Origin of the sequence: Paenibacillus terrigena DSM 21567, from assembly GCF_000374845.1 — a bacterium.
GTDB classification, from domain to species: Bacteria; Bacillota; Bacilli; order Paenibacillales; family Paenibacillaceae; genus Paenibacillus_K; species Paenibacillus_K terrigena.
This window is the reverse complement of sequence record NZ_KB895415.1, coordinates 110,384-132,661: the sequence shown is the minus strand read 5'-3', so window position 1 is coordinate 132,661 and position 22,278 is coordinate 110,384. Positions and strand designations below refer to the sequence as shown.

21 protein-coding genes are annotated in these 22,278 nt (G+C 48.1%); 18 read left to right on the top strand and 3 right to left on the bottom strand.

All coding sequences use genetic code 11. From position 1 onward, the window contains the following. Positions 1 to 17: 17 nt before the first annotated feature. The 5 genes from C558_RS0112190 to C558_RS0112170 all read left to right on the top strand — a co-directional run bounded on the left by C558_RS0112190 (position 18) and on the right by C558_RS0112170 (position 3,297). Complete coding sequence (locus C558_RS0112190) at positions 18 to 281, top strand: YlbG family protein (RefSeq protein ID WP_018756557.1); 264 nt, start codon at positions 18 to 20, stop codon at positions 279 to 281. Positions 282 to 394: 113 nt separating this feature from the next. Next, a complete protein-coding gene (locus C558_RS0112185) occupies positions 395 to 832 on the top strand; it encodes a hypothetical protein (RefSeq protein WP_018756556.1) in 438 nt (145 codons plus the stop codon). 126 nt (positions 833 to 958) lie between these two features. After that, a complete protein-coding gene (locus tag C558_RS0112180; protein WP_026263876.1) occupies positions 959 to 1,864 on the top strand; it encodes a selenium metabolism-associated LysR family transcriptional regulator in 906 nt (301 codons plus the stop codon). A gap of 90 nt (positions 1,865 to 1,954) precedes the next feature. Further along, a complete protein-coding gene (locus tag C558_RS0112175) occupies positions 1,955 to 2,803 on the top strand; it encodes a PHP domain-containing protein (RefSeq protein ID WP_040674962.1) in 849 nt (282 codons plus the stop codon). Positions 2,804 to 2,856: 53 nt separating this feature from the next. Next, positions 2,857 to 3,297, top strand: a complete 441-nt coding sequence (locus C558_RS0112170) for a DUF2500 domain-containing protein (protein WP_018756553.1) — start codon at positions 2,857 to 2,859, stop codon at positions 3,295 to 3,297. Between the two features lie 68 nt (positions 3,298 to 3,365). On the opposite strand, the gene C558_RS0112165 is transcribed toward C558_RS0112170, so the two are convergent. Continuing rightward, positions 3,366 to 5,144, bottom strand: a complete 1,779-nt coding sequence (locus C558_RS0112165; RefSeq protein WP_018756552.1) for an Rqc2 family fibronectin-binding protein — start codon at positions 5,142 to 5,144, stop codon at positions 3,366 to 3,368. 219 nt (positions 5,145 to 5,363) lie between these two features. Between C558_RS0112165 and C558_RS0112160 the strand changes: the two genes are divergently transcribed. The 12 genes from C558_RS0112160 to rsmB all read left to right on the top strand — a co-directional run bounded on the left by C558_RS0112160 (position 5,364) and on the right by rsmB (position 19,969). Next, positions 5,364 to 8,162, top strand: a complete 2,799-nt coding sequence (locus C558_RS0112160) for a calcium-translocating P-type ATPase, SERCA-type (RefSeq protein ID WP_018756551.1) — start codon at positions 5,364 to 5,366, stop codon at positions 8,160 to 8,162. Positions 8,163 to 8,232: 70 nt separating this feature from the next. After that, positions 8,233 to 9,069: a diaminopimelate epimerase gene (gene dapF / locus C558_RS0112155; RefSeq protein WP_018756550.1), complete on the top strand. Its 837-nt coding sequence runs from the start codon at positions 8,233 to 8,235 to the stop codon at positions 9,067 to 9,069. A 208-nt stretch (positions 9,070 to 9,277) separates the two neighbouring features. Then, positions 9,278 to 11,152: a bifunctional homocysteine S-methyltransferase/methylenetetrahydrofolate reductase gene (locus C558_RS0112150; RefSeq protein WP_018756549.1), complete on the top strand. Its 1,875-nt coding sequence runs from the start codon at positions 9,278 to 9,280 to the stop codon at positions 11,150 to 11,152. An 84-nt stretch (positions 11,153 to 11,236) separates the two neighbouring features. After that, on the top strand, positions 11,237 to 12,121 hold the full coding sequence (locus C558_RS0112145; protein WP_018756548.1) for a YicC/YloC family endoribonuclease: 885 nt from the start codon (positions 11,237 to 11,239) through the stop codon (positions 12,119 to 12,121). 27 nt (positions 12,122 to 12,148) lie between these two features. Further along, on the top strand, positions 12,149 to 12,409 hold the full coding sequence (gene remA / locus C558_RS0112140; RefSeq protein ID WP_005548256.1) for an extracellular matrix/biofilm regulator RemA: 261 nt from the start codon (positions 12,149 to 12,151) through the stop codon (positions 12,407 to 12,409). Between the two features lie 13 nt (positions 12,410 to 12,422). Beyond that, positions 12,423 to 12,998 carry a guanylate kinase gene (gmk, locus tag C558_RS0112135; protein ID WP_026263874.1) on the top strand — a complete coding sequence of 192 codons (576 nt, stop codon included), beginning with the start codon at positions 12,423 to 12,425 and terminating at the stop codon, positions 12,996 to 12,998. Between the two features lie 50 nt (positions 12,999 to 13,048). Next, complete coding sequence (gene rpoZ / locus C558_RS0112130) at positions 13,049 to 13,258, top strand: DNA-directed RNA polymerase subunit omega (RefSeq protein WP_018756546.1); 210 nt, start codon at positions 13,049 to 13,051, stop codon at positions 13,256 to 13,258. A 131-nt stretch (positions 13,259 to 13,389) separates the two neighbouring features. After that, complete coding sequence (gene coaBC, locus C558_RS0112125) at positions 13,390 to 14,625, top strand: bifunctional phosphopantothenoylcysteine decarboxylase/phosphopantothenate--cysteine ligase CoaBC (protein ID WP_018756545.1); 1,236 nt, start codon at positions 13,390 to 13,392, stop codon at positions 14,623 to 14,625. Beyond that, positions 14,622 to 17,141: a primosomal protein N' gene (priA, locus tag C558_RS0112120; RefSeq protein ID WP_018756544.1), complete on the top strand. Its 2,520-nt coding sequence runs from the start codon at positions 14,622 to 14,624 to the stop codon at positions 17,139 to 17,141. The genes coaBC and priA overlap by 4 nt, the downstream gene beginning before the upstream one ends. 39 nt (positions 17,142 to 17,180) lie before the next feature. Then, positions 17,181 to 17,663, top strand: a complete 483-nt coding sequence (def, locus tag C558_RS0112115) for a peptide deformylase (RefSeq protein ID WP_018756543.1) — start codon at positions 17,181 to 17,183, stop codon at positions 17,661 to 17,663. Then, complete coding sequence (gene fmt, locus C558_RS0112110; RefSeq protein ID WP_018756542.1) at positions 17,664 to 18,593, top strand: methionyl-tRNA formyltransferase; 930 nt, start codon at positions 17,664 to 17,666, stop codon at positions 18,591 to 18,593. Beyond that, positions 18,590 to 19,969, top strand: coding sequence for a 16S rRNA (cytosine(967)-C(5))-methyltransferase RsmB (gene rsmB, locus C558_RS0112105; RefSeq protein WP_018756541.1), 1,380 nt, complete (start codon positions 18,590 to 18,592; stop codon positions 19,967 to 19,969). Before fmt ends, rsmB begins: the two co-directional genes overlap by 4 nt. Before the next feature lie 76 nt (positions 19,970 to 20,045). Here the strand turns inward: rsmB and gerQ are convergent, their stop codons facing one another. After that, complete coding sequence (gerQ, locus tag C558_RS30925; protein ID WP_018756540.1) at positions 20,046 to 20,564, bottom strand: spore coat protein GerQ; 519 nt, start codon at positions 20,562 to 20,564, stop codon at positions 20,046 to 20,048. A 40-nt stretch (positions 20,565 to 20,604) separates the two neighbouring features. Then, a complete protein-coding gene (locus C558_RS0112095; RefSeq protein WP_018756539.1) occupies positions 20,605 to 21,036 on the bottom strand; it encodes a cell wall hydrolase in 432 nt (143 codons plus the stop codon). Positions 21,037 to 21,223: 187 nt separating this feature from the next. Between C558_RS0112095 and rlmN the strand changes: the two genes are divergently transcribed. Further along, positions 21,224 to 22,267 (top strand): dual-specificity RNA methyltransferase RlmN, encoded by a 1,044-nt coding sequence (rlmN, locus tag C558_RS0112090; RefSeq protein WP_018756538.1) that lies wholly within the window; start codon positions 21,224 to 21,226, stop codon positions 22,265 to 22,267. Positions 22,268 to 22,278: the final 11 nt, after the last annotated feature.

Here is a 22,278-nt window from a genome sequence, read left to right as displayed (position 1 = left end):
AAGAGGGGTTAGCGAACATGTTTGCGGAACGCACTGGTTATATTATCTGGGTTAGCGATGTAAAAGCAGCAAGGAATTTAGAGAAGTATGGAACGGTTCATTATATTTCACGTCGAATGCACTATGTTGTAATGTACGTTAATTCGGAACGTGCGGAAGAAACGGTCAAGAATATTCGCAGGCTTGCTTTTGTGAAGAGGATTGAAAGGTCCTACCGGAATGAAATAAAGACCGAATATAGTAGTAATGGTCCGGATAAGGCGAAATTCTATAACCTCTAGTCTCATAGGCATACACTTGTAAATAGGGCTTGAGAAAAATAGTGCATTCATGTAATATAGTGGGTATAAATGCTTAGATATAAAGACCTATCTAACCTGGAGAGTGATGCCCAATGAGAGATAAGGTGATGGAACGATACAGCACATACGAGCCTTTCTATGTCACCTTGGGTGATAAGAAAGTGGCCGATGTGGTCATAACGAATCATGCCAAATTTCGCTGGGCAGAGCGGGTTGAGCATGAGAAGACAGGTTATGATGATATTGCAATGTTTTTATGGGAATGCCTTAAACAAAATCGGATCCAGCCGTACTATCGGAATGAAGAAGATGTCTATCTAATTGATGATGATCTTGTTGTCGTAGCAGAATTTCCGATTCTTGAGAATGAGATTGATATCGCGGGTAATCCACTTCATAAGATGATTATTGTTACTTTCCTTGGCCGAATGTCGGAGACCATGGAGCTTCGAGATTTGAAAACGTATTATTCTTGGTTGCGGCATTCACGCCGAATGACATTGATTAAGAATAGTCGCAAAAGAAAGTAATAAGAGTTATTTAAGCATGCCGCTTGATGCGGTGTGCTTTTTTTGTACAGGAATAGGAAAGTTATCGCACCTGATCTGGTATAATGATGGTAATTCGTCTACGAATGATGTGAACTCGGGAGGGTGATTGCATTGAATTTTCATCAGCTACATATCTTTTATACCGTTTCCGAGAAGGGCAGCTTCTCTGCTGCCGCGCAAGCCTTACATATGACGCAGCCAGCCGTGACCATGCAAGTGCAATCGCTGGAAGAGTATTTCGGTACGAAGCTGTTCAATCGTTCTACGAAGCGGATCGAGCTGTCCGAAGCGGGTCGAGCACTGTTGCCATTTGCTCGTAGAAGTATCGAGTTGATTCGGGACACCGATATGGCGATGTCCAAGTTCACGCATATGCTTCAAGGGCGACTTCAGCTCGGTGCAAGCTTAACGATCGGCGAATATGTACTGCCTCGCATGCTAGGGCCATTTGGTCAGCAATATCCGAATATTGCGATTAGTATGAAAGTCATGAATACAGCGCAAATTCTAGAAGAGATTGCGAACCATCAATTAAATTTTGGATTGATTGAAGCGCCTGTACAGCACCCTGACATGCATATCGAAGCGGTGATGAAGGATGAATTAAAGCTGATTGTTCCTGCAAATCATCCGCTTGCTGAAGCTTCTGTGGTCTCGCTCGAGGATGTGCTTAAGTATCCTTTTATTGTGCGGGAGCAAGGATCTGGCACAAGGCAAGTCATGGAAGAGCAATTTGCGCGTAAGAATATAGATATACAGTCTGTTCGCGCCGTCATGGAGCTCGGCAGCACAGGCGCCATTAAGTCCGCGGTCGAAGCGGGTCTCGGCATTGCTATCATCTCGCCATCTTCCGTGAAGCATGAGGTGACACTAGGGCTCGTGAAGATTGTCGACATTGAGGATTGTTCCTTTGAGCGCCAATTCTATTCCATTTATTTGAAATCAGCATTGCTCCCGATATCGGCTGTGACGTTCTTATCGTTTCTTCAGGAGCAGCAATTGGACAAATAGTTCGTTAGACCTAGTAACTTCTCGAACTTCGTCTTGATCATCAAAAGATAACTTATTGAACTACTTCGAAAGGGAGTTGACACCGTGAATATGCAGCAAGGATACGTAGACTTACATACACATACAACCGCTTCCGACGGGATGCAGCCGCCAGCTGAGAACGTTCGTCTGGCTAGAGCAGCAGGACTTACCGCCGTAGCGATTACAGATCATGATACGGTTGCGGGGATTGAGGAGGCGATACGCGAAGGGGAACGCATTGGAATGACAGTGGTTCCTGGTGTAGAGATCAGCACTGTACTTGAAGGAAAAGATATTCATATTCTTGGCTATTACATCAATGATCACGATCCGATTTTCTTGGGACGACTTGCAGAGCTTCGCGCGACGAGAGATCGCCGTAATGACATGATGATCGCGAAGCTGCAGCAGCTTGGGATCAATATTACGATGAAGGAAGTCATCGCGAATCTTGGGAGGCCGCTCGCACCGGATGAGACGGTTGGTCGTCCCCACATCGCGGATACACTGGTTCTCAAGGGATATGTGAAGGATATGGCTGAAGCATTTGATCGTTACCTAGGGTCCAGTGGTGCTGCCTATGTAAGCCCACCGAGAATCACGCCATCGACAGCTGCAGACTGGATCCGTGAAGCCGGGGGAACGCCGGTCATTGCACATCCGGGGCTCTATGGAGATGATGAACTCGTTGAGCAGATTATTCGAGAAGCGCGAATGGCGGGGATTGAGGTCTATCATTCGGATCATGGGGAGAAAGAAGAGAAGCGGTACCTCCAAATGGCGGAGAAGTATCATTTGATTGTAACCGCAGGTTCAGATTTCCATGGCGCCAGACAAGGCGTCGTGTTTCATGGTGAGTTAGGCGGACGCAGAATCTCTGTTGAAGTATTGGCAGCACTCGAGCAAGCAAGAAGCTAAGCCTACTATATTGAAGTTGGTTCGATGCTTGAGAATGGAAAGGTGGGATTTATATGGGATTTGATGGTTTTAACGCGATGATGGGCGGATTTGGAATGTTCGAGACATTCATCTCACTCATTTTTGGCGCTGTTGCAGTCATCATCATCTTTTCGCTTGCAAAAGGGGTATCACAATGGAGCAGTAACAATAAGCAGCCGGTCTTAGACGTAGCCTCTCAAATTGTCAGCAAACGTACCCATGTAAGTCATCGTCATGATACGAATGACGGTCATTTCCATAACGCGACCAGTACAACATATTACATCACCTTCGAAGTAGAGAGCGGCGATCGAATGGAATTCAAAGTGGATGGCCGTGAGTTCGGGCATTTGGCAGAAGGGGATCATGGCACCCTCAAGTATCAAGGTACACGGTATTTGGGGTACGAGCGCCTGCCCCGGCATGTATCAGGCCGCGAATCGTCCGCAGGTAAGCGCAGAAGTATGTCGTGATTTTTATATCGAAAAAGAAGCTCCCACATCCTCGAAAAAAGTGAGTGGGAGCTTCTTTTTATGCTTATTTAGCTATTTTTCAATACATAAGACAGCTGCTTTAACTTATCCTCATCAGGTGTAATGAATAGCGTCTTCTGGTGATCATAAATAACGAACCCAGGCTTTGCACCGCTTGGCTTCCGTACATGCCTTATTAATGTATAATCGACAGGCACCATGCTGGAAGACTTCGCTTGACTGTAGTGCGCTGCGAGCATCGCTGCTTCTTCCAAGGTCGAATCGCCGAATTCGCTGCTCCGAATGACGACATGGGAGCCTGGAATGTCTTTGGTATGCAGCCATGTATCGCCCGGCCCTGCAAGCCGATTGGTCACATATTCGTTCTGGATATTATTCTTGCCGACATAGATCGCTATGCCTTCCGAAGAAGTGTAGCACTGTACAGTTGGTTTATCGTTCTTTTTCTTCTTGCCTTTTTTCTTCGAACGATCCCTCAAGTACCCTTGTTCGGTTAATTCCTCTCGAATCTCATCGATATCACGTAAGGAAGCATGCTCAAGCTGCTGCAGCAAAAGCTCCATATATTTAATTTCGTTCGCCGCTAACTTGAGCTGCTCTTCAATGACTGCAAGGCTGTTCTTAAATTTGTTATACCGTTTAAGGTAGCGCTGTGCATTCTCGGAAGGGCCGAGCAGCGGATCCAGTGGAATGCGAATGGCTTCTTGATTTTCGTCGTAATAATTGACGACTTCAATTTCTTTCATTCCTTTCTCCACGGCATGGAGGGAAGCAAATAACAATTCCCCTTGAACACGATATTGGTCGGCGTCCTTGGCTTCTTCTATCGACTCATGCAGTTTATCAATCTTCTTGATGTTCTTGTTTTTCTCATTTTGTAGGAAACGAATGAGATCGCTGACGCGTTGCTTGACGGTATCACGTTCAGCTTTGTCCCCATAGAAAGCTTCCATACAAGCGCTAATCGATGGGAATGACTGATGCTGATCGCTGATCGATGTCAGCGGAATGGCGGAGAAGAACATCTTGCCTTTCGCATCTACGGCTATGCAAGGACTGAAATGCATCTCGCGAACATCGTTCATAATCGCCGAGAAAGCTTGCCATAGTGCATCGAGTTCTGTACCCTCGCCCGCCTGTGAAGCGCGATATTCCATTTCGCGTCCAATGAGTGGACTAATCCCACTGAATTGTTCGACGAGACGCGAAGCGTAGGATGATGTCCCTTTTCCCTCTACAGATGCTTCCAGCTCGTCGACCACAGGGTCAAGAGTCATAACCGATTTGAATTCCGCTTCCTTAACCTCTAACGGATGCAGCTTATGCTGTTGCGGCGGCTCCGTGTACCCGAATCCTGGCATAACAATCCGATAGCTGCTAATCGCAGGCGTGACATGATGGATGCCGTCAAGCATTGTACCTGTCGTAGGATCGACCAAGATAATGTTGCTGTGACGACCCATTAATTCAATAATGATCTTCTTCGTCGACTCATCACCAAGCTCATTCCGTTGCCGAATCGTGATATGCAGAATGCGCTCGAATGCAACTTGTTCCACAGATTCGATAATCCCGCTCTCACAATACTTGCGCATAAGCATACAGAACATCGGCGCTTCTTGCGGATTAAGAAATTGCTGATCGCTGAATTGCACGCGAGGGTATGTAGGATTGGCGGATAAGAGCAGTTTGAAATTTTCGCCCTGCGCACGAATTTGCAGGACTAAGTCACGTTCCGTTGGTTGATAAATTTTATTAATACGCCCACCGATGCATCGGGATAATTCCGAGGCAATGGCACGTGTAACGATACCGTCTAATGCCATAATACATTCTCCATTCTATTCCTTTGTTTCATTCTCAAGGAAGTCAATCGTACATCTCTATGATGCCATACTTTGCGGAAAAACTTAATAGGAAGTGGGATAATTTCTGGCTTGTCTGAATACATTTACCACAGTAGAGGGTTGTTCAAAGGACTGGAAAAGCAGTTACTGATGCAGTGAGAGTCCTTGGATTATGGCGCGGAAGGGGAATTAAGGGACATGGAACAGAAAATGTGGCACCAGATGAATACAGAGGAGCTGCAACAAGCATTAAGTGTGGATGGAAGCAGTGGTCTGTCCTCGGTTGAGGCGAACAAACGCCTGGAGATTCATGGGCCGAATGAGTTGTCGGAAGGGGAGAAAGTCTCACCGATTGCGCTCTTCTTGAACCAGTTCAAAGATTTCATGGTGCTCGTGCTAATGGGAGCCACACTGATTTCTGGCTTGCTCGGCGAATATTTGGACGCGATCACGATTGTGGCGATCATTGTCATTAACGGGATTCTTGGTTTTGTCCAAGAATTTCGAGCGGAGCGTTCCTTGCGTGCGCTCAAGAAGCTATCCGCACCGGCAGCGCATGTGCTTCGTGATAACGAAGTCATACAGATTCCTGCAGATCAACTGGTGCCAGGCGATGTGGTTCTGCTTGAGAGTGGAGACCGGATTCCAGCGGATATTCGCTGGACGGAGACGAATAGCTGCGATGTGGAAGAGTCTGCATTAACTGGGGAATCCGTGCCAGTCAATAAACATGCTTCTCCGATTGATGAAGCGAGTATTCCGCTTGGAGATCAGCGAAACTTCGGATTCATGGGGACGATGGTCACACGGGGTACAGGCCGAGGGATCGTAGTACGTACTGGAATGAACACCGAAATGGGTAAAATTGCCGATCTGATTCAGCAAACCGAGAGCATGGAGACGCCGCTTCAACATCGGCTGGAGCAGCTTGGTAAAATATTGATTGTCGTTGCTTTGGGTCTAACGGTGATGGTCGTGATTGCGGGCATTATGCATGGTCAGCCGGCCTACGGCATGTTCCTTGCAGGGGTTAGCTTGGCGGTTGCTGCGATTCCAGAAGGGCTGCCAGCGATCGTGACGATCGCCCTGGCACTTGGCGTACAACGTATGATTAAGCGCAAAGCGATTGTCCGTAAGCTTCCATCTGTAGAGACCTTAGGTTGTGCCTCCGTCATTTGTTCGGATAAGACGGGTACGCTCACCCAGAATAAAATGACCGTCACGCATATGTGGCTTGGAGGCCGCTTGCTGCAAGTGTCTGGAGAAGGGTATGAACCGATTGGTCATATCCTAGAGGATAATAAGGCAGTCGATCTCAAAAATGATCAGGCCTTACGCCGATTAATGCAGATCGCGGCGCTCTGTAATAATGCGTCCCTCGCAGAGGCTTATCATTCGGAGAAACCGAAGAAAAAAGTGAAGGAAGAATCCACATCGACGTGGGAAGTCAAAGGCGATCCAACGGAAGGTGCTCTAGTCGTTCTTGCTTCGAAGGCGGGTGTGACCCAGCAATCCTTAAACGGGATGTATGAGCGGGTCTGTGAATTCCCATTCGATTCGGAACGAAAACGGATGTCCGTGCAGCTCAAGCATCAAGGCGGGCAGCTGATTTATGCGAAAGGCGCACCGGATATGCTGCTCGAACAATGCGCTTATATTTTATGGGATGGTAAAGTCGTGCCGTTCACTGGAACCCTTCGGCAGAAGGTGCTCGCAGCGAATGAAGGCATGGCGAAGTCAGCGCTCCGTGTACTCGGGATGGCTTACCGTGAAGTCAGGTCTTATGAAGAAGTTGCAAATGAAAATGATGCGGAGTGCAACTTGATTTTCGTCGGATTAACAGGGATGATTGACCCGCCGAGGAAAGAAGTTCGTGATGCGATTTCCAAATGCCGCCGAGCAGGCATTAAGACGGTCATGATTACGGGTGACCATCAGACGACAGCGGAGGCCATCGCGAATCAACTGGGTATTGCTCAGCGCGGCGGCTTGCTTCTAACAGGGCAGCAATTAGCGAATATGTCTGATGATGATTTGGATCAGAAGGTGGATGATACCTACGTATACGCTCGGGTATCGCCTGAACATAAGCTTCGTATCGTGAAGTCCTTGCAGCGGAAAGGCCATGTTGTCGCGATGACGGGCGACGGTGTGAACGATGCGCCTGCGATCAAGGCGGCCGATATCGGAATTGCCATGGGGATCACAGGAACCGACGTATCGAAAGAAGCATCAGCTCTCATTCTTAGTGATGACAACTTCTCGACAATTGTGGCTGCCATTGAAGAAGGCCGAGGTATCTATGAGAATATTCGTAAGTTCATCCGCTACTTGCTCGCATCGAATGTCGGGGAGATCTTAACGATGTTCATCGCCATGATGCTCGGGTTCCCGCTGCCACTCGTGCCGATTCAGATTCTTTGGGTCAATCTCGTGACGGATGGACTGCCCGCGATGGCGCTGGGTGTGGATCAGGCAGAGAAGGATTTGATGGAGCAGAAACCGCGTGGTGCGAAAGAGAATATTTTTGCCAGAAGATTAGGGTGGAAAATTATTAGTCGCGGGATCTTGATTGGCGTATTCACACTTCTTGCGTTCTGGTTGACGCTGCGAGTGGATCCGAACAGCGCGGAGCAGCTCGTCAAAGCGCAATCCGTTGCCTTCGCAACGCTCGTCATGGCACAGCTTATCCATGTATTTGACTGCCGCAGTTCACGCTCAATCTTCCACCGCAATATTTTGCAGAACCGTTATCTGGTGTTGGCTGTGTTATCATCGATTGTTCTCCTGCTCGCTGTGCTCTATATCGAACCTCTGCAGCCCGTGTTCAAGACAATGCCGCTGGATCTGAGAGACTGGGCCATTACCCTTGTTGCCGCTGGCGTGCCGACGTTCGTCATGGGGATTGGGAGTGTATTAACGGGCGGTAAGCCGCGGAAGACAACGCCAACACAGAAACGCAGTCCGCTCATAAAAAGTACAAACATTCGTGCATAAAGTGAATCCACTTCGGCGCAGCCTCTAAGATATGCTTATGGAAATGGTTGAAGTAGAGGAGTGCTATAAAATGAAATTCACGAAAATGCATGGGCTTGGGAATGATTTTATTGTCGTCGCTGGGGAGCAGGAGCTCCCTAGCAACGCATCAGAACTTGCGATAGAGACGTGTAATCGATTTTTCGGGATCGGGGCAGATGGACTTGTATACATACTGCCTTCTGAAAGGGCGGATTTCCGGATGCGAATTATGAACTCTGACGGTACTGAAGCAGAGCAATGCGGCAATGCTATTCGTTGTGTTGCAAAATACGTATATGACCGCGGTCTGACAGATCAGCATGATATTACAATAGAAACGTTAGGCGCTGGCGTTCAGCCGCTGCAGCTTGAAGTGGATCCCGTAACAAATGCCGTCTCACGTGTTCGTGTAGACATGGGTGCGCCGATTCTTGACGGCAAGCTCGTACCGACGACGATTGATGCGAAGCAAGTGGTGAATGAGCCGATTGAGGTCAATGGTCAGACATTTCATTTTACAGCGGTATCCATGGGCAATCCGCATTGTGTCATCTACGTGGATGATGCCGTGAACTTCGATCTAGAGACATGGGGGCCGAAGCTTGAGGTTCATTCGTTCTTCCCGCGGAAGATTAATGTAGAGTTCGCGACCGTGAAATCGAAGGAATATGTGGATATGCGTGTATGGGAACGCGGTGCGGGACCTACGCTTGCTTGTGGAACAGGGGCTTGTGCGACGCTCGTCTCTTCGGTGCTGAATGGATTAACGGACCGGACAGCTGTTATTTCGCTCAAAGGCGGCGACTTGCATATTGATTGGAATGAGACAGACAATCATGTGTATATGACGGGACCTGCGGCGATGGTGTTCGACGGAATGTTATAATTCAAACCGATGAACGTTGAATGATGATGTCCAAAATGCTCCGAGAGGAGCATTTTTTTGTTTATTGAATGGTTGATTTTGGGGGTCCTCGCAAAGTACTTGAATCAGCTTCGAAGTCAAGGCCGCCCGGTGTGGGGTCATTTTGTGCTTATTTTTTCATATGAATTATGATACAGTAGGTTTACTTAAACTTAATGGGGTGGGGTTCATGAAGATTGATTTACGTCAAGCATTACAGCAGCAAATTCTCGTAGGTGACGGAGCGATGGGGACCTATTTGTACAACATGGGTTTTCCTGTGGGCACTTCCTATGAGGAGTTGAATCTGCTCCACCCGGACGTTATCGAGAATGTTCATCGGGAGTATGTTCAAGCGGGAGCGCAGCTCGTAGAGACGAATACCTTCTCTGCGAATGCTGATAAATTATCCAAATACGGCCTCGAAGGCAAAGTGGAAGAAATTAACCGCGCCGGCGTTCGTATCGCGCGTCAAGCTGCGGGGGAATCGGCTTATGTCGTAGGCGCTGTCGGCCCGATTCGTGCCGGTCGCCGTAAAAATATTTTAGTAGATTATTTACAAGATTGCTTCGAAGAGCAGTTTCGTGCGCTGCTCGCAGAAGGTGTCGATGGGATTCTATTAGAAACATTCTATGATGTGGAAGAAATGAAGATTGCGCTCGAGAAGCTGCGAGAATTAAGTGATCTGCCGGTCATTTGTCAATTTGCTGTGGAAGCCGGCGGTACGACGATGGACGGGTTCTCGTTAGAAGAAGCTTTCAAGATTATTGAAGCTGTAGGTGCGGATGTCATTGGATTTAACTGCCATACAGGCCCTAGAGGAATTCTTCATTCCGTTGAAAAAATTCAAGGATTCTATCATTTACCGATCTCCGTGTTCCCGAACGCGGGTATTCCTGACTATGTTGATGGCAAATATATGTATATGACTTCTCCGGAGTATTTCGGTGAATGCGCCATCAAATTCGCGAATATGGGTGTACAGCTTATCGGTGGATGCTGCGGAACAACACCGGCGCATGTCGAAGCGATTGCAAAGGCGCTTGTTGGATTCGTACCGAACGCGGAAGGAAATGTACAAGTGAAGAGTCCGTCCAGCACGGGTGTGTCTGCGGCCAAACATGCTGTTGTAGAACCTCCTGCGGGTACAACGGGGAATCCTAGCATTGTGGATCTTGTCAAGCAGCGTCATACGGTCATCGTTGAACTAGATCCTCCGCGTGATCTGGACATCACGAAATTCATGAAGGGTGCAGCGGCCTTGAAGGATGTGAGGGTCGATGCGTTGACGTTAGCTGACAATTCTCTTGCAGTTACACGTATGAGTAATATGGCCCTCGGCAATAAAGTTAAGGTAGAGACGGGATTGCGCCCGCTCATTCATATTGCATGCCGTGACCGTAATTTGATTGGAACACAGTCGCATCTGATGGGCTTCGATGCATTAGATATTGATCATGTACTCGCCGTCACAGGGGATCCTGCACGATTTGGCGATTTACCGGGATCTAGCTCGGTCTATGATTTAACTTCTTTTGAGATTATTCGCATGATCAAACAATTAAATGAAGGCGTTGCTTTCTCTGGGAAACCGCTGAAACAGAAAGCGAATTTTATCATAGGCGCAGCGTTTAATCCGAATGTAAAATACTTGGATAAAGCTGTACAGCGCCTCGAGAAGAAGATTGAAGCTGGCGCGGATTATATTATGACACAACCTGTCTATGATCCAGCATTAATTGAACGAATCTATGAATCCACGAAGCATCTGGATATTCCGATATTCATTGGTATTATGCCGCTTGCAAGCGGACGCAATGCCGAATATCTTCATAATGAAGTGCCAGGAATTCAGTTATCTGATGAGGTTCTCAAACGGATGGCTGGCCTGGAAGGGGAAGAGGGAAGAAAAGTAGGTATCGAGATTGCGAAGGAATTGCTCGATACGGCGATGCCGCGGTTTAATGGAATCTACTTCATGACACCGTTCATGTTCTATGAGATGAGTGTTACGTTGACGTCGTATGTCTGGGAAAAAGCCTCAGTGCTCCAATCCACTATGTAGAGGAAACTCAAAAGCAGACTTTTTGAACGCATACTTGTAACGATTATTAGAATCAATTATTATAGTGTAATGGATGTGGTCCCCATGGTTTTCAGTATGACAGGATTTGGTCATTCCGCGAGACATTTTGGCGGCTATAGAGTGCAGATCGAGATTAAATCCGTTAATCACCGCTACTGTGAGACGGTTATCCGTCTTCCGCGGGAATGGACATGCTACGAAGATGTACTGAAACGTATCGTCCAGCACCGTCTTGGACGTGGACGAATTGATATTTTTATCAACAAAGAGAAGGAAGAAGATGCTCTCAATACACCGCATATCAATTGGTCTGCAGCACATTCTTATGTGCAAGCAGCTAGTGCGCTGCGAGAGCGATTCGGATTCACGGATACGTTAACATTGAATCAACTGATGCAGATGCCTGATGTTCTCGTTGCGCGTGAGGATTCGACGCTTGCGAACGAAGAAGTCGAGGAGCATTTGGTAGCTGGCTTACAAGAAGCACTGAACGGATTATGTGAGATGCGTGCTAGAGAGGGGCACCATCTGGCAGAAGATACAGGATCTAGATTGACCACTTTAGAGGCGATTCATCAAGAACTTGTCCTCCTCGCCCCGACCGTCGTCTCCGAATACCGAACGAAATTGAGACAGCGGCTAGCGGATTTGCAGGATGCCACCTTCAAATTCGATGAGCATAAATTCGGTATGGAATTAGCCCTGTTCGCGGAACGTTGCAATATTGATGAAGAATTGACTCGGCTCAAGAGCCATTTTGGGCAATGCCGTACTTTGTTACAGATGCATGAGCCGATAGGACGTAAGCTGGATTTTCTAATTCAAGAAATGAATCGTGAAGTGAATACGATTGGATCGAAAGCGAATCACCTTGCGCTTGTAAATCGTGTGGTTGACATGAAAGCCGAACTGGAGAAAATTCGTGAACAGGTCGCGAATATGGAATAATGCATTTATTATAGGGGGAAACCAGAAATGGCTATCAAACTGATTAACATCGGTTTCGGGAATATCGTATCCGCGAATCGAATTATCTCGATCGTAAGCCCAGAGTCCGCGCCAATTAAGCGGATTATTCAAGAAGCGCGCGATCGGCATATGCTGATTGACGCAACCTATGGTCGCCGTACGCGTGCGGTTATTATTACAGATAGCGATCACGTTATTCTATCTGCAGTACAACCTGAAACTGTAGCGCATCGCCTCTCGACCAAGGATGATGACAACGACGAATGAGATGGAGAATACTATGAGTAAAGGTTTATTAATTGTGTTATCCGGCCCTTCTGGTGTAGGTAAAGGTACGGTATGTACCGCCCTACGCAAAAAGATGCCTAATCTAATCTATTCCGTGTCTGCAACGACGCGTCAGCCGCGTATGGGTGAAGAAGAAGGTGTGAACTACTTCTATAAGTCCCGCGAGCAATTTCTGGATATGATTGAGCATAACCAACTGCTCGAGTATGCTGAATATGTGGGGAACTATTATGGAACACCGCGCGATTTCGTCGAGCAGACAATCAATGAAGGCAAAGATATTATCCTTGAGATTGAAGTTCAAGGTGCTTTGCAAGTGAAAAAGTCTTTCCCGCAAGGAGTCTTCATCTTCTTATTGCCGCCTTCCTTGGATGAGTTGAAGGATCGTATCAAAGGTCGCGGCACTGAGAATGATACCGTGATTGATCATCGGATGTCTGTAGCAGAAGAAGAGATCAATATGATTGAGTATTATGATTATGCCGTTGTCAACGACGAGATCGAACATGCATGCAGACGGATTGATTCGATTATTACCGCTGAGCATTGTAAGATCCCGAAAGAATAATAGCGCCAAGGCTTTATTGGATTTTTATTAGAAAAGAATGAGGTGTTCAAATGCTATACCCTTCGATCGATGAAATGATGAACAAAGTGGACAGCAAATACTCGCTAGTCGTTGCAGCTTCACGTCGGGCTAGACAATTAAGAGACGGATCCAAGTCTGATCTTCGCAATCCCAAATCCCACAAATTCGTAGGAACAGCGCTTGAAGAGATCTACGGCGATTTTGTTCAAATTGAGCGTAACGCTGAACCTAGAGATTAATCACGAATTATAAAGATAAGGCTCGTTCTTCCTCGACAACCGAAAGGTTGTTATTTTTTTACCACAATAGAATTTATGAAGTTTCTCTAAATAGAAACGTAAAATTCTATTTATTGATAAGGGGGATACCCATGTTGAACGGAAAGAAGATTATTCTAGGGATTAGCGGAGGCATCGCAGCGTATAAGGCAATTACGCTATGCAGCAGACTCGTGCAGCATGGTGCGAACGTCCATGTCATCCTGACAGAGTCTGCCAAACATTTCGTGACGGAATTGACATTGCAGGCGTTATCACGCAACTCGGTATACACGGATACGTTCGATGAGCGCGATCCGTCCGTCGTATCTCATATTCATCTCGCTGACGAGGCAGATTTAGTCGTAGTCGCACCCGCAACAGCCAATACATTGGCTAAAATGACGTATGGCCTGGCAGATGACATGTTAACGAATGTATTGCTTGCAACGACAGCTCCTGTGGTTGTTGCCCCTGCAATGAATGTACACATGTATCAGCATCCTGCAACGGTTCATAACATGAAAGTGCTCGAAGAACGCGGGGTGTTGTTTATTGAGCCGGGGACAGGTCAACTTGCTTGCGGGTACGTCGGACAAGGAAGACTCGCTGAACCCGAGGATATATTCCACTTCATCGAGCGCTTCTTCGCGGATCAGCATCGTGCGGCGACGCAGCAGGATGAGCCATTGCTGTTAGCAGGTCGCACAGTGATCGTAACAGCAGGGGGGACGGTTGAACGGATTGACCCTGTTCGTTACATTACGAATGATTCCTCCGGCAAAATGGGATACGCGATTGCACGTGCAGCACGGGATTTGGGTGCGCATGTGCAGTTGATCGCAGCAAGTACGGATGGGCCTCCGCCGGAAGGTGTCGAGGTCATTCAGGCGATGTCAGCACAAGACATGTACGATCGTGTAATGGAACGGATGGAAGAAGCGGATATCATTATCAAAGCGGCAGCAGTCGCGGATTATCGTCCTGCGAAAATGGAATCCAGCAAGATGAAGAAGACCAATGAACGGTTGACGCTGGAGCTTGAGCGTACGCAAGATATTTTGCAGGAAATTGGAAGACGGAAGACGCAGCAGTTCGTCGTTGGATTCGCGGCAGAGACGAATGATGTGGAGCGCTATGCGCTTGATAAATTATCGCGGAAAAACTGCGACCTTATGGTCGCAAACGATGTGACTGCGGAAGGCGCCGGATTTGGTGTGGATACGAATATTGTTCATATCTATGACCGTCAGGGCCTTGTTGAAGCACTACCGCAAATGTCCAAAGATCAAGTTGCGCATCGTCTACTCCGCATCGTCTCTGAACGGTTGGCGGGTGGACGCGGTTGACACGTTATGCAAGAGTGATTGTCGATGTGCCGAGTAAGCAGACCAATCGGCCATTTGATTATATGATTCCGGATACGATGGAGCCTTGGATTGAAGTCGGCAGCCGGGTCGGGGTGCCATTCGGACCAAGAACTGTGCAAGGTTTTGTGGTGGGGTTCACATCGGATGAGTCATTAGAAGTGAATAAAAGTCGCATGAAATATATTCAGGAGCTCTTGGATCTCGTTCCTCCTTTATCCCCCGATTTGATCGAGCTGGGCGCTTGGATGAGTGCAAAGTATGTATGCCACGATATTGCCGCACTGCAATCGATGATACCAACCGCGCTGAAAGGCAAGGTTGAGCGCGTGCTGCATGTCTCGGAGACATATCAGGATGATGAATTGCTGTGGCTTCCAGAGGAACGCACTGTGCTTGAGACCGTTGAGCGTTTAGGGCCGATGAAGCTTGAACAGGTGACCTCGATGTTCCCTGCGCATGAGAACTTGATCAAACGCCTGCTAAAGCAAGGGTACTTAATCGAGACGCAATCCATCAAAGACCGTGTCGCGAAGAAGAAAGTGAAGACGGTGCTCTTAAAGATCGAGGAAGAAGAAGCGGAAGCGATACTTGCTTCGTTCCCAACCAAGGCCCGTCGGCAGAAGGAAGCTTTAGAGTTCCTCATGCAGACCTGGCAGCCGATGCTCATGACGGATTTGCTCACAGAGCTGCATACGACGAGTTCAACGATTAAAGGGCTTGAAGATAAAGGTTACGTGGATATCCGGGAGATGGAAGTGTTCCGTGATCCTTATGCGGATCGTCGGTTCAAGAAATCGGAGCCGATGCGTTTCACCGAAGAACAGCAGCACGTATATGATAGGATAGAGGCATCGCTAGACACACGCGAACATGATTTGTTCTTGCTGCACGGTGTTACTGGAAGCGGGAAGACGGAGGTCTACTTGCAGTCGATTCAGCATTGTATAGCCCAGGGCCGTGAAGCCATCGTACTCGTCCCGGAAATCTCCCTTACGCCGCAGATGGTGGAACGATTTAAGAGCCGATTTGGCGCGTTAGTCGCCGTGCTGCACAGCAGACTCTCTCATGGTGAGCGGTATGATGAATGGCGCAAAATTCGCGAGCGCAAGGTGAAGGTTGCGATTGGTGCGCGTTCAGCGATATTCGCGCCATTCGAACAAATTGGGCTTGTGATTATCGATGAGGAACATGAGACTTCGTATAAGCAAGAAGAGAGTCCGAAGTATCATGCACGAGATGTAGCAGTGAAACGAGCTGCGCAGCAAGGGGCTGTCGTCATCTTGGGTTCGGCTACGCCTTCGCTGGAGAGCTATCGTGCTGCCGTTGAAGGACAGCCTTTGCCGGGCTTCGATGATCAAGCTCCGATGCGGCTGCTGTCTATGCCGACGCGGGTTGGCGGGCGAGATCTTCCGACGGTTCATATCGTAGATCTGCGTGAAGAGCTTAAGAACGGCAATCGGTCGATGTTCAGTCGTCCGCTATATCAAGCGATTGAAGACCGCCTCAAGAAGCAGGAGCAGATGGTCCTGCTGCTTAATCGGCGCGGGTATTCGACTTTTGTCATGTGCCGGACTTGCGGATACGTGGCTCAATGTCCGGAGTGCGATATCGCCTTGACCTATCATCAGAAGTCGGATCACTTACGCTGCCACTATTGCGGTCATGCCGAGAAAGCGCCCAAGACATGTCCTTCTTGCGAGAGTGAGCATATTCGCTATTTCGGCACCGGTACGCAGCGCGTCGAGGAGGAGCTTTCCAAGCTGTTCCCAGGTATCCGAGTCATTCGAATGGATGTGGATACGACGACGGAGAAAGGCTCCCATGAAAAGCTGCTCGGTCAGTTCCGAGATCGTCAGGCCGATGTTCTCTTAGGCACACAGATGGTTGCCAAAGGACTTGACTTTCCTTATGTGACACTGGTAGGTGTCATCACAGCAGATTCGGCGCTGAACATTCCGGATTTCCGTGCAGCGGAACGTACCTTTCAGCTGTTAACACAGGTAGCAGGCCGCGCAGGCCGTCATCACCTGCCTGGGGAAGTATTTATTCAGACGTATACGCCTGAGCACTATTCCATTCAACATGCATCGGAGCATCATTTTGAGGCGTTTGCTCGGGATGAATTGGAGCATCGTTGGAAGCGGGCCTATCCGCCTTATTGTAATCTGATTCTGATTACGTTCTCGCATGAACAGCTTCCTTTGCTGGTTCGAATGAGTGAGAATTTCGCGACACGCGTGAGGGAACAAGCGATTGCACACGGATGGAGTCAGGCGCTGGATAGTCCTTCGGAAGATGCATTCGAATTGCTCGGGCCCGTTGCATCGCCGATGCCTCGGATCAAGAATAGATACCGATTTCAATGTATGTTAAAATATCGGGGGAACGTTGATGCCGTGCAGCTTGTACGCGCGATCTCCGCGGAGTTCGATGAACATGTCAGAGGACAACAACTGCTTATCAGTGTGGATGTCGATCCCCAAATGTTAATGTAACGACTAGATAGAGAAAAGTGAATGAAGGAGGGTGCTGTGATGGCCGTTCGAGTTATTGTGCAAGAGCCAGATCCGGTGCTGCATAAACGTGCAAAAGAAGTAACGGAGATTACGCCTAAAATTATTAAATTGATCGACGACATGGCAGAGACGATGTATGATGCGGATGGGGTTGGCTTAGCTGCGCCGCAGGTGGGCATCCTTAAGCGTGTTATTGTGGTTGATTGTGGTGATGAGCATGGGTTGATTGAGATGATTAACCCTGAGATACTTTCCAAAGAAGGCGAGCAATTCGGTTCAGAGGGGTGCCTAAGCATCGTTGGAATCAATGGTGATGTTCGTCGTGCAATGACGGTTACGGTGAAGGGCTTGAATCGTCATGGCGAAGAAATTATAATTACAGGCTCGGAGCTGCTGGCACGCGCTTTTCAGCACGAGGTTGATCATTTGAATGGGGTATTGTTCACAGAGCTTGCCGAGAAACTCTACGACACTACCGAACGGAAAGGCAAGGAGAATTAAATGAAAATTGTATTTATGGGGACGCCGGAGTTCGCCGTTCCAGCACTACAAATGTTATTAAGCGAAGGATATAACGTAGCGGCAGTCGTCTCGCAGCCGGATCGGCCAAAGGGTAGAAAACGGTTATTAACACCGACCCCTGTGAAGGAAGTAGCGATTGAGAACGGTATTCCTGTGCTCCAGCCGATGAAACTTCGCAGTCCTGAATCGGTCGATGAGCTTGCCAAGTTGCAACCTGATTTGATCGTAACGGCTGCGTATGGACAGATTCTACCCAAAGCGGTTTTGGATCTTCCGCGATTAGGCTGCATCAATGTACACGGTTCGCTTCTGCCCGAATACCGCGGTGGAGCGCCAATTCAACGTTCGATTATGAATGGGGAGACCGTTACCGGTGTTACGATTATGTATATGGCGGAAGGTTTGGATACGGGGGATATGATCTCGCGCGTCGAGGTGCCGATTACCGACGAGGATACGGCGGGAACGATGTTCGAGAAGCTCAGTATTGCTGGAGCGAATCTGCTTCGAGAGACGCTGCCTGAATTGATTGCTGGACGCATCGAAGCCGTTAAGCAGGATGATTCACTTGCTACGTATTCGCCGAATTTGACGCGTGAAGATGAGCGAATTGATTGGTCACGCAGCTCGAGAGATATTTTCAACCAAGTCCGCGGCCTTGTTCCATGGTCGGGTGGGTTCACCCTCTGGCAGGATGAAGTGTTCAAGGTATGGTCATGCCGTGTGTCAGTGAGCGCTATGGATGCTGTGCCGGGCACAGTCCTTGCCTGCGATCCGAATGGCATTGAAGTGAAGACAGGAGACGGTTCGATCATTCTGATGCAAGTTCAGCCTGCTGGTAAGAAAGCAATGGATGCTGCGGAATTTGTGCGCGGCGGGAAAATGACGAAGGGAACGATACTAACGTGAGCGGGGCGGCGAAAAGAAAGATATCTGCTCGTGAAGTTGCACTTGATGTCTTGACCCGTGTGGAGCAGGAGGGCGCTTATAGCAATCTGCTCTTGAACCAATCGCTCCAGAAATTGCAGCTAGAGCGTACGGAGGCTGGATTTGCTACGGAATTGGTCTATGGGACAATTCAACGACTGAATACCATTGACTATTTCTTAAGCTCATTCGTGAGCAAAGGACTTGCGAAGCTGCAGCCTTGGGTGCGAAATTTGCTGCGCCTAAGCTTCTATCAGATCTATTACCTCGATCGGATTCCACCGCATGCGGCCGTGAATGAAGCGGTGAACATTGCCAAACGCAAAGGCCATCAAGGGATCTCAGGCATGGTGAACGGCGTTTTGCGGAATGTGCTGCGTAATAAGGAATCGCTTAGCATTCCTGAATCGTTGGATCGTGTTGCCCGTATCGCGCTCTCCTATTCGCATCCGGAATGGATGGTAGAACGTTGGATTCGGCAGTATGGTGAAGAAGCTGCCATTGCGATGTGTGCTTCGAACAATGAAGCACCACATGTAAGTGTTCGAGTGAATTGTGTGAAGACGGATCGGGATTCCATGCTCGAAGCGATGACGTCAGCAGGCATGGATGCACGTCCGTCTGAGATATCGCCTGCAGGCATTGTGGTTGATAGCGGCGGCAATATGGCTTTGACGGATTGGTACAAAGATGGACTCTTCTCGGTGCAAGATGAAAGCTCGATGCTTGTTGCCGAAGCGCTGAATCCTGAAGCTGGAATGAAAATATTGGATTGCTGTGCGGCCCCAGGCGGCAAAACGGCGCATATTGCAGAGCTGATGAATGATACGGGCCATGTCTTAGCGAATGATGTACATCCACACAAGCAGAAGCTGATTGCGGAACAAGCCTTCAGATTGAAGCTAGGGTCGATTGAGACGAGAGTGAGCGATGCGTTATCTTTGGCTAAGCAGTTGAAGCCTGCGTCCTTCGAGCGCATTCTGCTCGATGCTCCTTGTTCAGGACTTGGCGTAATTCGGCGTAAACCAGACTTGAAATGGGCAAAGAAGCCGGAAGAAGTGGAGCAGATTGCAGCGCTGCAATCGCAGCTGCTCGATGAAGTTCAATCTCTTCTTCGTCCAGGCGGAATTCTCGTCTATAGCACCTGTACGACTGAACCGGAAGAGAATGTTCGTATGGCGGAGGCTTTCCTTGACCGGCACCCGGACTTCACTTGGGCGGGCGAAGAATCGGCGAGTCCGGCTTGGCTCGATATTTGCGAGAAGACTGGGGAGCCTGCGAATCTAATTCAGATTCTACCGCATCAGTTCCATTCGGACGGATTTTTTATCGCAAGATTCATGAAACGCAAATCCTAATCCATCAAAGAACCTCCTATTCCACAGGTTTGTGGGAGCGGGAGGTTCTTTTGTAAATATATAAACTGCTCGTGAATTAGCGAGTCGGGTTGCCAATCACGCCCGGATACGTATAGTTGAGAGGTTCGTCAAAAGTTATATAATCGAGGTTCACCATCAGCATGAGAATGCGTTGTCCTGTTGTCGGATCGCTGATGATAATGTGATCGCGCCCTGCTGCTTCAATGACGCCGCGGAAAATTTTGGCGTTCCATTCGCAGTTATTCTCATATGTCATGTAGAATGTACCGGTTTTGCCGAGGTTCATACGAAGGATATTCTCTACATAAGATTGCTCGTATTGAGGTGGAGCTACTGTCGTCCCTGATGGTGTAATCACGGCACCGGTTGTGGCAGTCATAGGTCCGACGGGTGTACCAGGTGCTACCCCTTGCGCTTGCATTCCTTGCATTCCTTGCATGCCAGGGTTCATTGGAGCGGCAGCGGGATAACCGGGCATGGTGCTTTGCGGCATTGGGATTCCTGCTGGTGCTGGAGCGGGAGCTGGCATCATATATCCATAATTACCTACTGATCCTCGATAAACGTAATTCATTGCGTTCTATTCCTCCTCAAATAATATCTCTTTTTAGGTGTTAACGTGAACGATAGACTTTCGGGCAGACTTCTCCCTCCGGGATATAGAAGCAATGTAATTTGAATCTGCCGCTAAGTTCTTGGTTGTACCATGTCGGTGGACAGTCCCCTGATGGACGGAAGTACCATAAGGCATTGCTTGCCGGCCATATTTGTTCGCCGTTAACTGCTCTTTGGGCGAGTCGGATGTCTCTATCGCGTGCCCTTTGATAGAAGTATCCTTTCTGGACAGCTTCGAATCCGCCAGGACTTTGGTAGACCATATCGTTGATATTGCGAATATTCAAGAAATCAAGGCAGTCAGCTAAAATTCGGTTAATTCCAACATTGCCGACCATCAACATGCCTTGTTCACCTTCACCTTCTGCCTCTGCTCGCAGGAGTCGTGCTAGTACTTTTATATCTTCGGAATTTGCTTTGACGACAGCCATATCACTATTCACCTCTTCCGTCTCTGACGTGGTCATTCACCCATACCTATCATATTGAGCGAGGGGGTAAGAGGTGATTACTTTCTTGGAAAAATTCCTCCCTCTTTAGCCAGGGGGTTATTTATGTTAAAATAGGACGAATGAGATAAACTAAGTAGAAAATGGACTGAATAGGTTGTGAGAAAAATTGGATAAACCATTTATTTATGATTTTACACTTGAAGAACTGCAAATATGGGCCAAGGAGAACGGGGAGCCTGTATTTCGAGCGGCTCAAATCTTCGATTGGATTTATGTGAAACGCGTAGATAACTTTGAACAAATGAGTAATTTGTCCAAAGAACTCCGGCATAAACTAGAAGAGCAGTTTCAATTTGTAACTTTAAAAGAAATTACGAAGTTTGAATCCAAGGACGGTACGGTGAAGTTCCTCTTCGGCCTACACGATGAACATGCGATTGAGACGGTTGTGATGAAGCACAACTACGGTAATAGCGTGTGTGTCACGACGCAAGTGGGCTGCCGTGTCGGCTGTACGTTCTGTGCTTCAACCCTAGGTGGATTGAAACGAGATTTAACTGCAGGCGAGATTGTTGCGCAAGTCGTTCAAGCTCAGAAAATTCTCGATACACGCGATGAACGCGTAAGCAGTATCGTGATTATGGGAACAGGCGAACCTTTCGAGAACTATGAGGAGACCATGAAGTTCTTACGTATTATGATTCATGAGAAGGGTCTTAATATTGGGCAGCGTCACATCACTGTCTCGACAAGTGGCATTGTACCGAATATTTATAAATTTGCGGACGAGAATACACAGATTAATCTAGCGATTTCCATCCATGCTCCTAATGATGCGCTTCGCTCGAAGCTCATGCCGGTGAATCGCAGATTCCCATTCAATGATGTTATGGATTCACTTCGTTACTATTTGGCGAAGACGGGACGCAGAATTACGTTCGAATATGCCCTCATTGGCGGTGTGAACGATCGTCCTGAACATGCGGAAGAGCTTGCTGATGTGATTAAGGACATGCTCTGCCATGTGAACTTGATTCCTGTTAACCACGTGCCTGAGCGCAACTACGTAAGAACACCGCGTAATGATATTTTTGAATTCCAACGGATTCTAGAGCGTAAAGGAATTAATGCGACCATTCGTCGCGAACAAGGACATGATATCGCAGCGGCTTGCGGACAATTGCGGGCGAAGCATTTGGAAGCCAAATAGCGAGGTGAGAG

Bases quoted from the DNA above. Each gene is read 5' to 3' on its own strand.
- C558_RS0112190 (WP_018756557.1), top strand. From the start codon at position 18: ATGTTTGCGGAACGCACTGGTTATATTATCTGGGTTAGCGATGTAAAA.
- C558_RS0112185 (WP_018756556.1), top strand. From the start codon at position 395: ATGAGAGATAAGGTGATGGAACGATACAGCACATACGAGCCTTTCTAT.
- C558_RS0112175 (WP_040674962.1), top strand. From the start codon at position 1,955: ATGCAGCAAGGATACGTAGACTTACATACACATACAACCGCTTCCGAC.
- C558_RS0112170 (WP_018756553.1), top strand. From the start codon at position 2,857: ATGGGATTTGATGGTTTTAACGCGATGATGGGCGGATTTGGAATGTTC.
- C558_RS0112165 (WP_018756552.1), bottom strand. From the start codon at position 5,144: ATGGCATTAGACGGTATCGTTACACGTGCCATTGCCTCGGAATTATCC.
- C558_RS0112160 (WP_018756551.1), top strand. From the start codon at position 5,364: ATGGAACAGAAAATGTGGCACCAGATGAATACAGAGGAGCTGCAACAA.
- dapF (WP_018756550.1), top strand. From the start codon at position 8,233: ATGAAATTCACGAAAATGCATGGGCTTGGGAATGATTTTATTGTCGTC.
- C558_RS0112150 (WP_018756549.1), top strand. From the start codon at position 9,278: ATGAAGATTGATTTACGTCAAGCATTACAGCAGCAAATTCTCGTAGGT.
- C558_RS0112145 (WP_018756548.1), top strand. From the start codon at position 11,237: ATGGTTTTCAGTATGACAGGATTTGGTCATTCCGCGAGACATTTTGGC.
- remA (WP_005548256.1), top strand. From the start codon at position 12,149: ATGGCTATCAAACTGATTAACATCGGTTTCGGGAATATCGTATCCGCG.
- gmk (WP_026263874.1), top strand. From the start codon at position 12,423: ATGAGTAAAGGTTTATTAATTGTGTTATCCGGCCCTTCTGGTGTAGGT.
- rpoZ (WP_018756546.1), top strand. From the start codon at position 13,049: ATGCTATACCCTTCGATCGATGAAATGATGAACAAAGTGGACAGCAAA.
- coaBC (WP_018756545.1), top strand. From the start codon at position 13,390: ATGTTGAACGGAAAGAAGATTATTCTAGGGATTAGCGGAGGCATCGCA.
- def (WP_018756543.1), top strand. From the start codon at position 17,181: ATGGCCGTTCGAGTTATTGTGCAAGAGCCAGATCCGGTGCTGCATAAA.
- fmt (WP_018756542.1), top strand. From the start codon at position 17,664: ATGAAAATTGTATTTATGGGGACGCCGGAGTTCGCCGTTCCAGCACTA.
- gerQ (WP_018756540.1), bottom strand. From the start codon at position 20,564: ATGAATTACGTTTATCGAGGATCAGTAGGTAATTATGGATATATGATG.
- C558_RS0112095 (WP_018756539.1), bottom strand. From the start codon at position 21,036: ATGGCTGTCGTCAAAGCAAATTCCGAAGATATAAAAGTACTAGCACGA.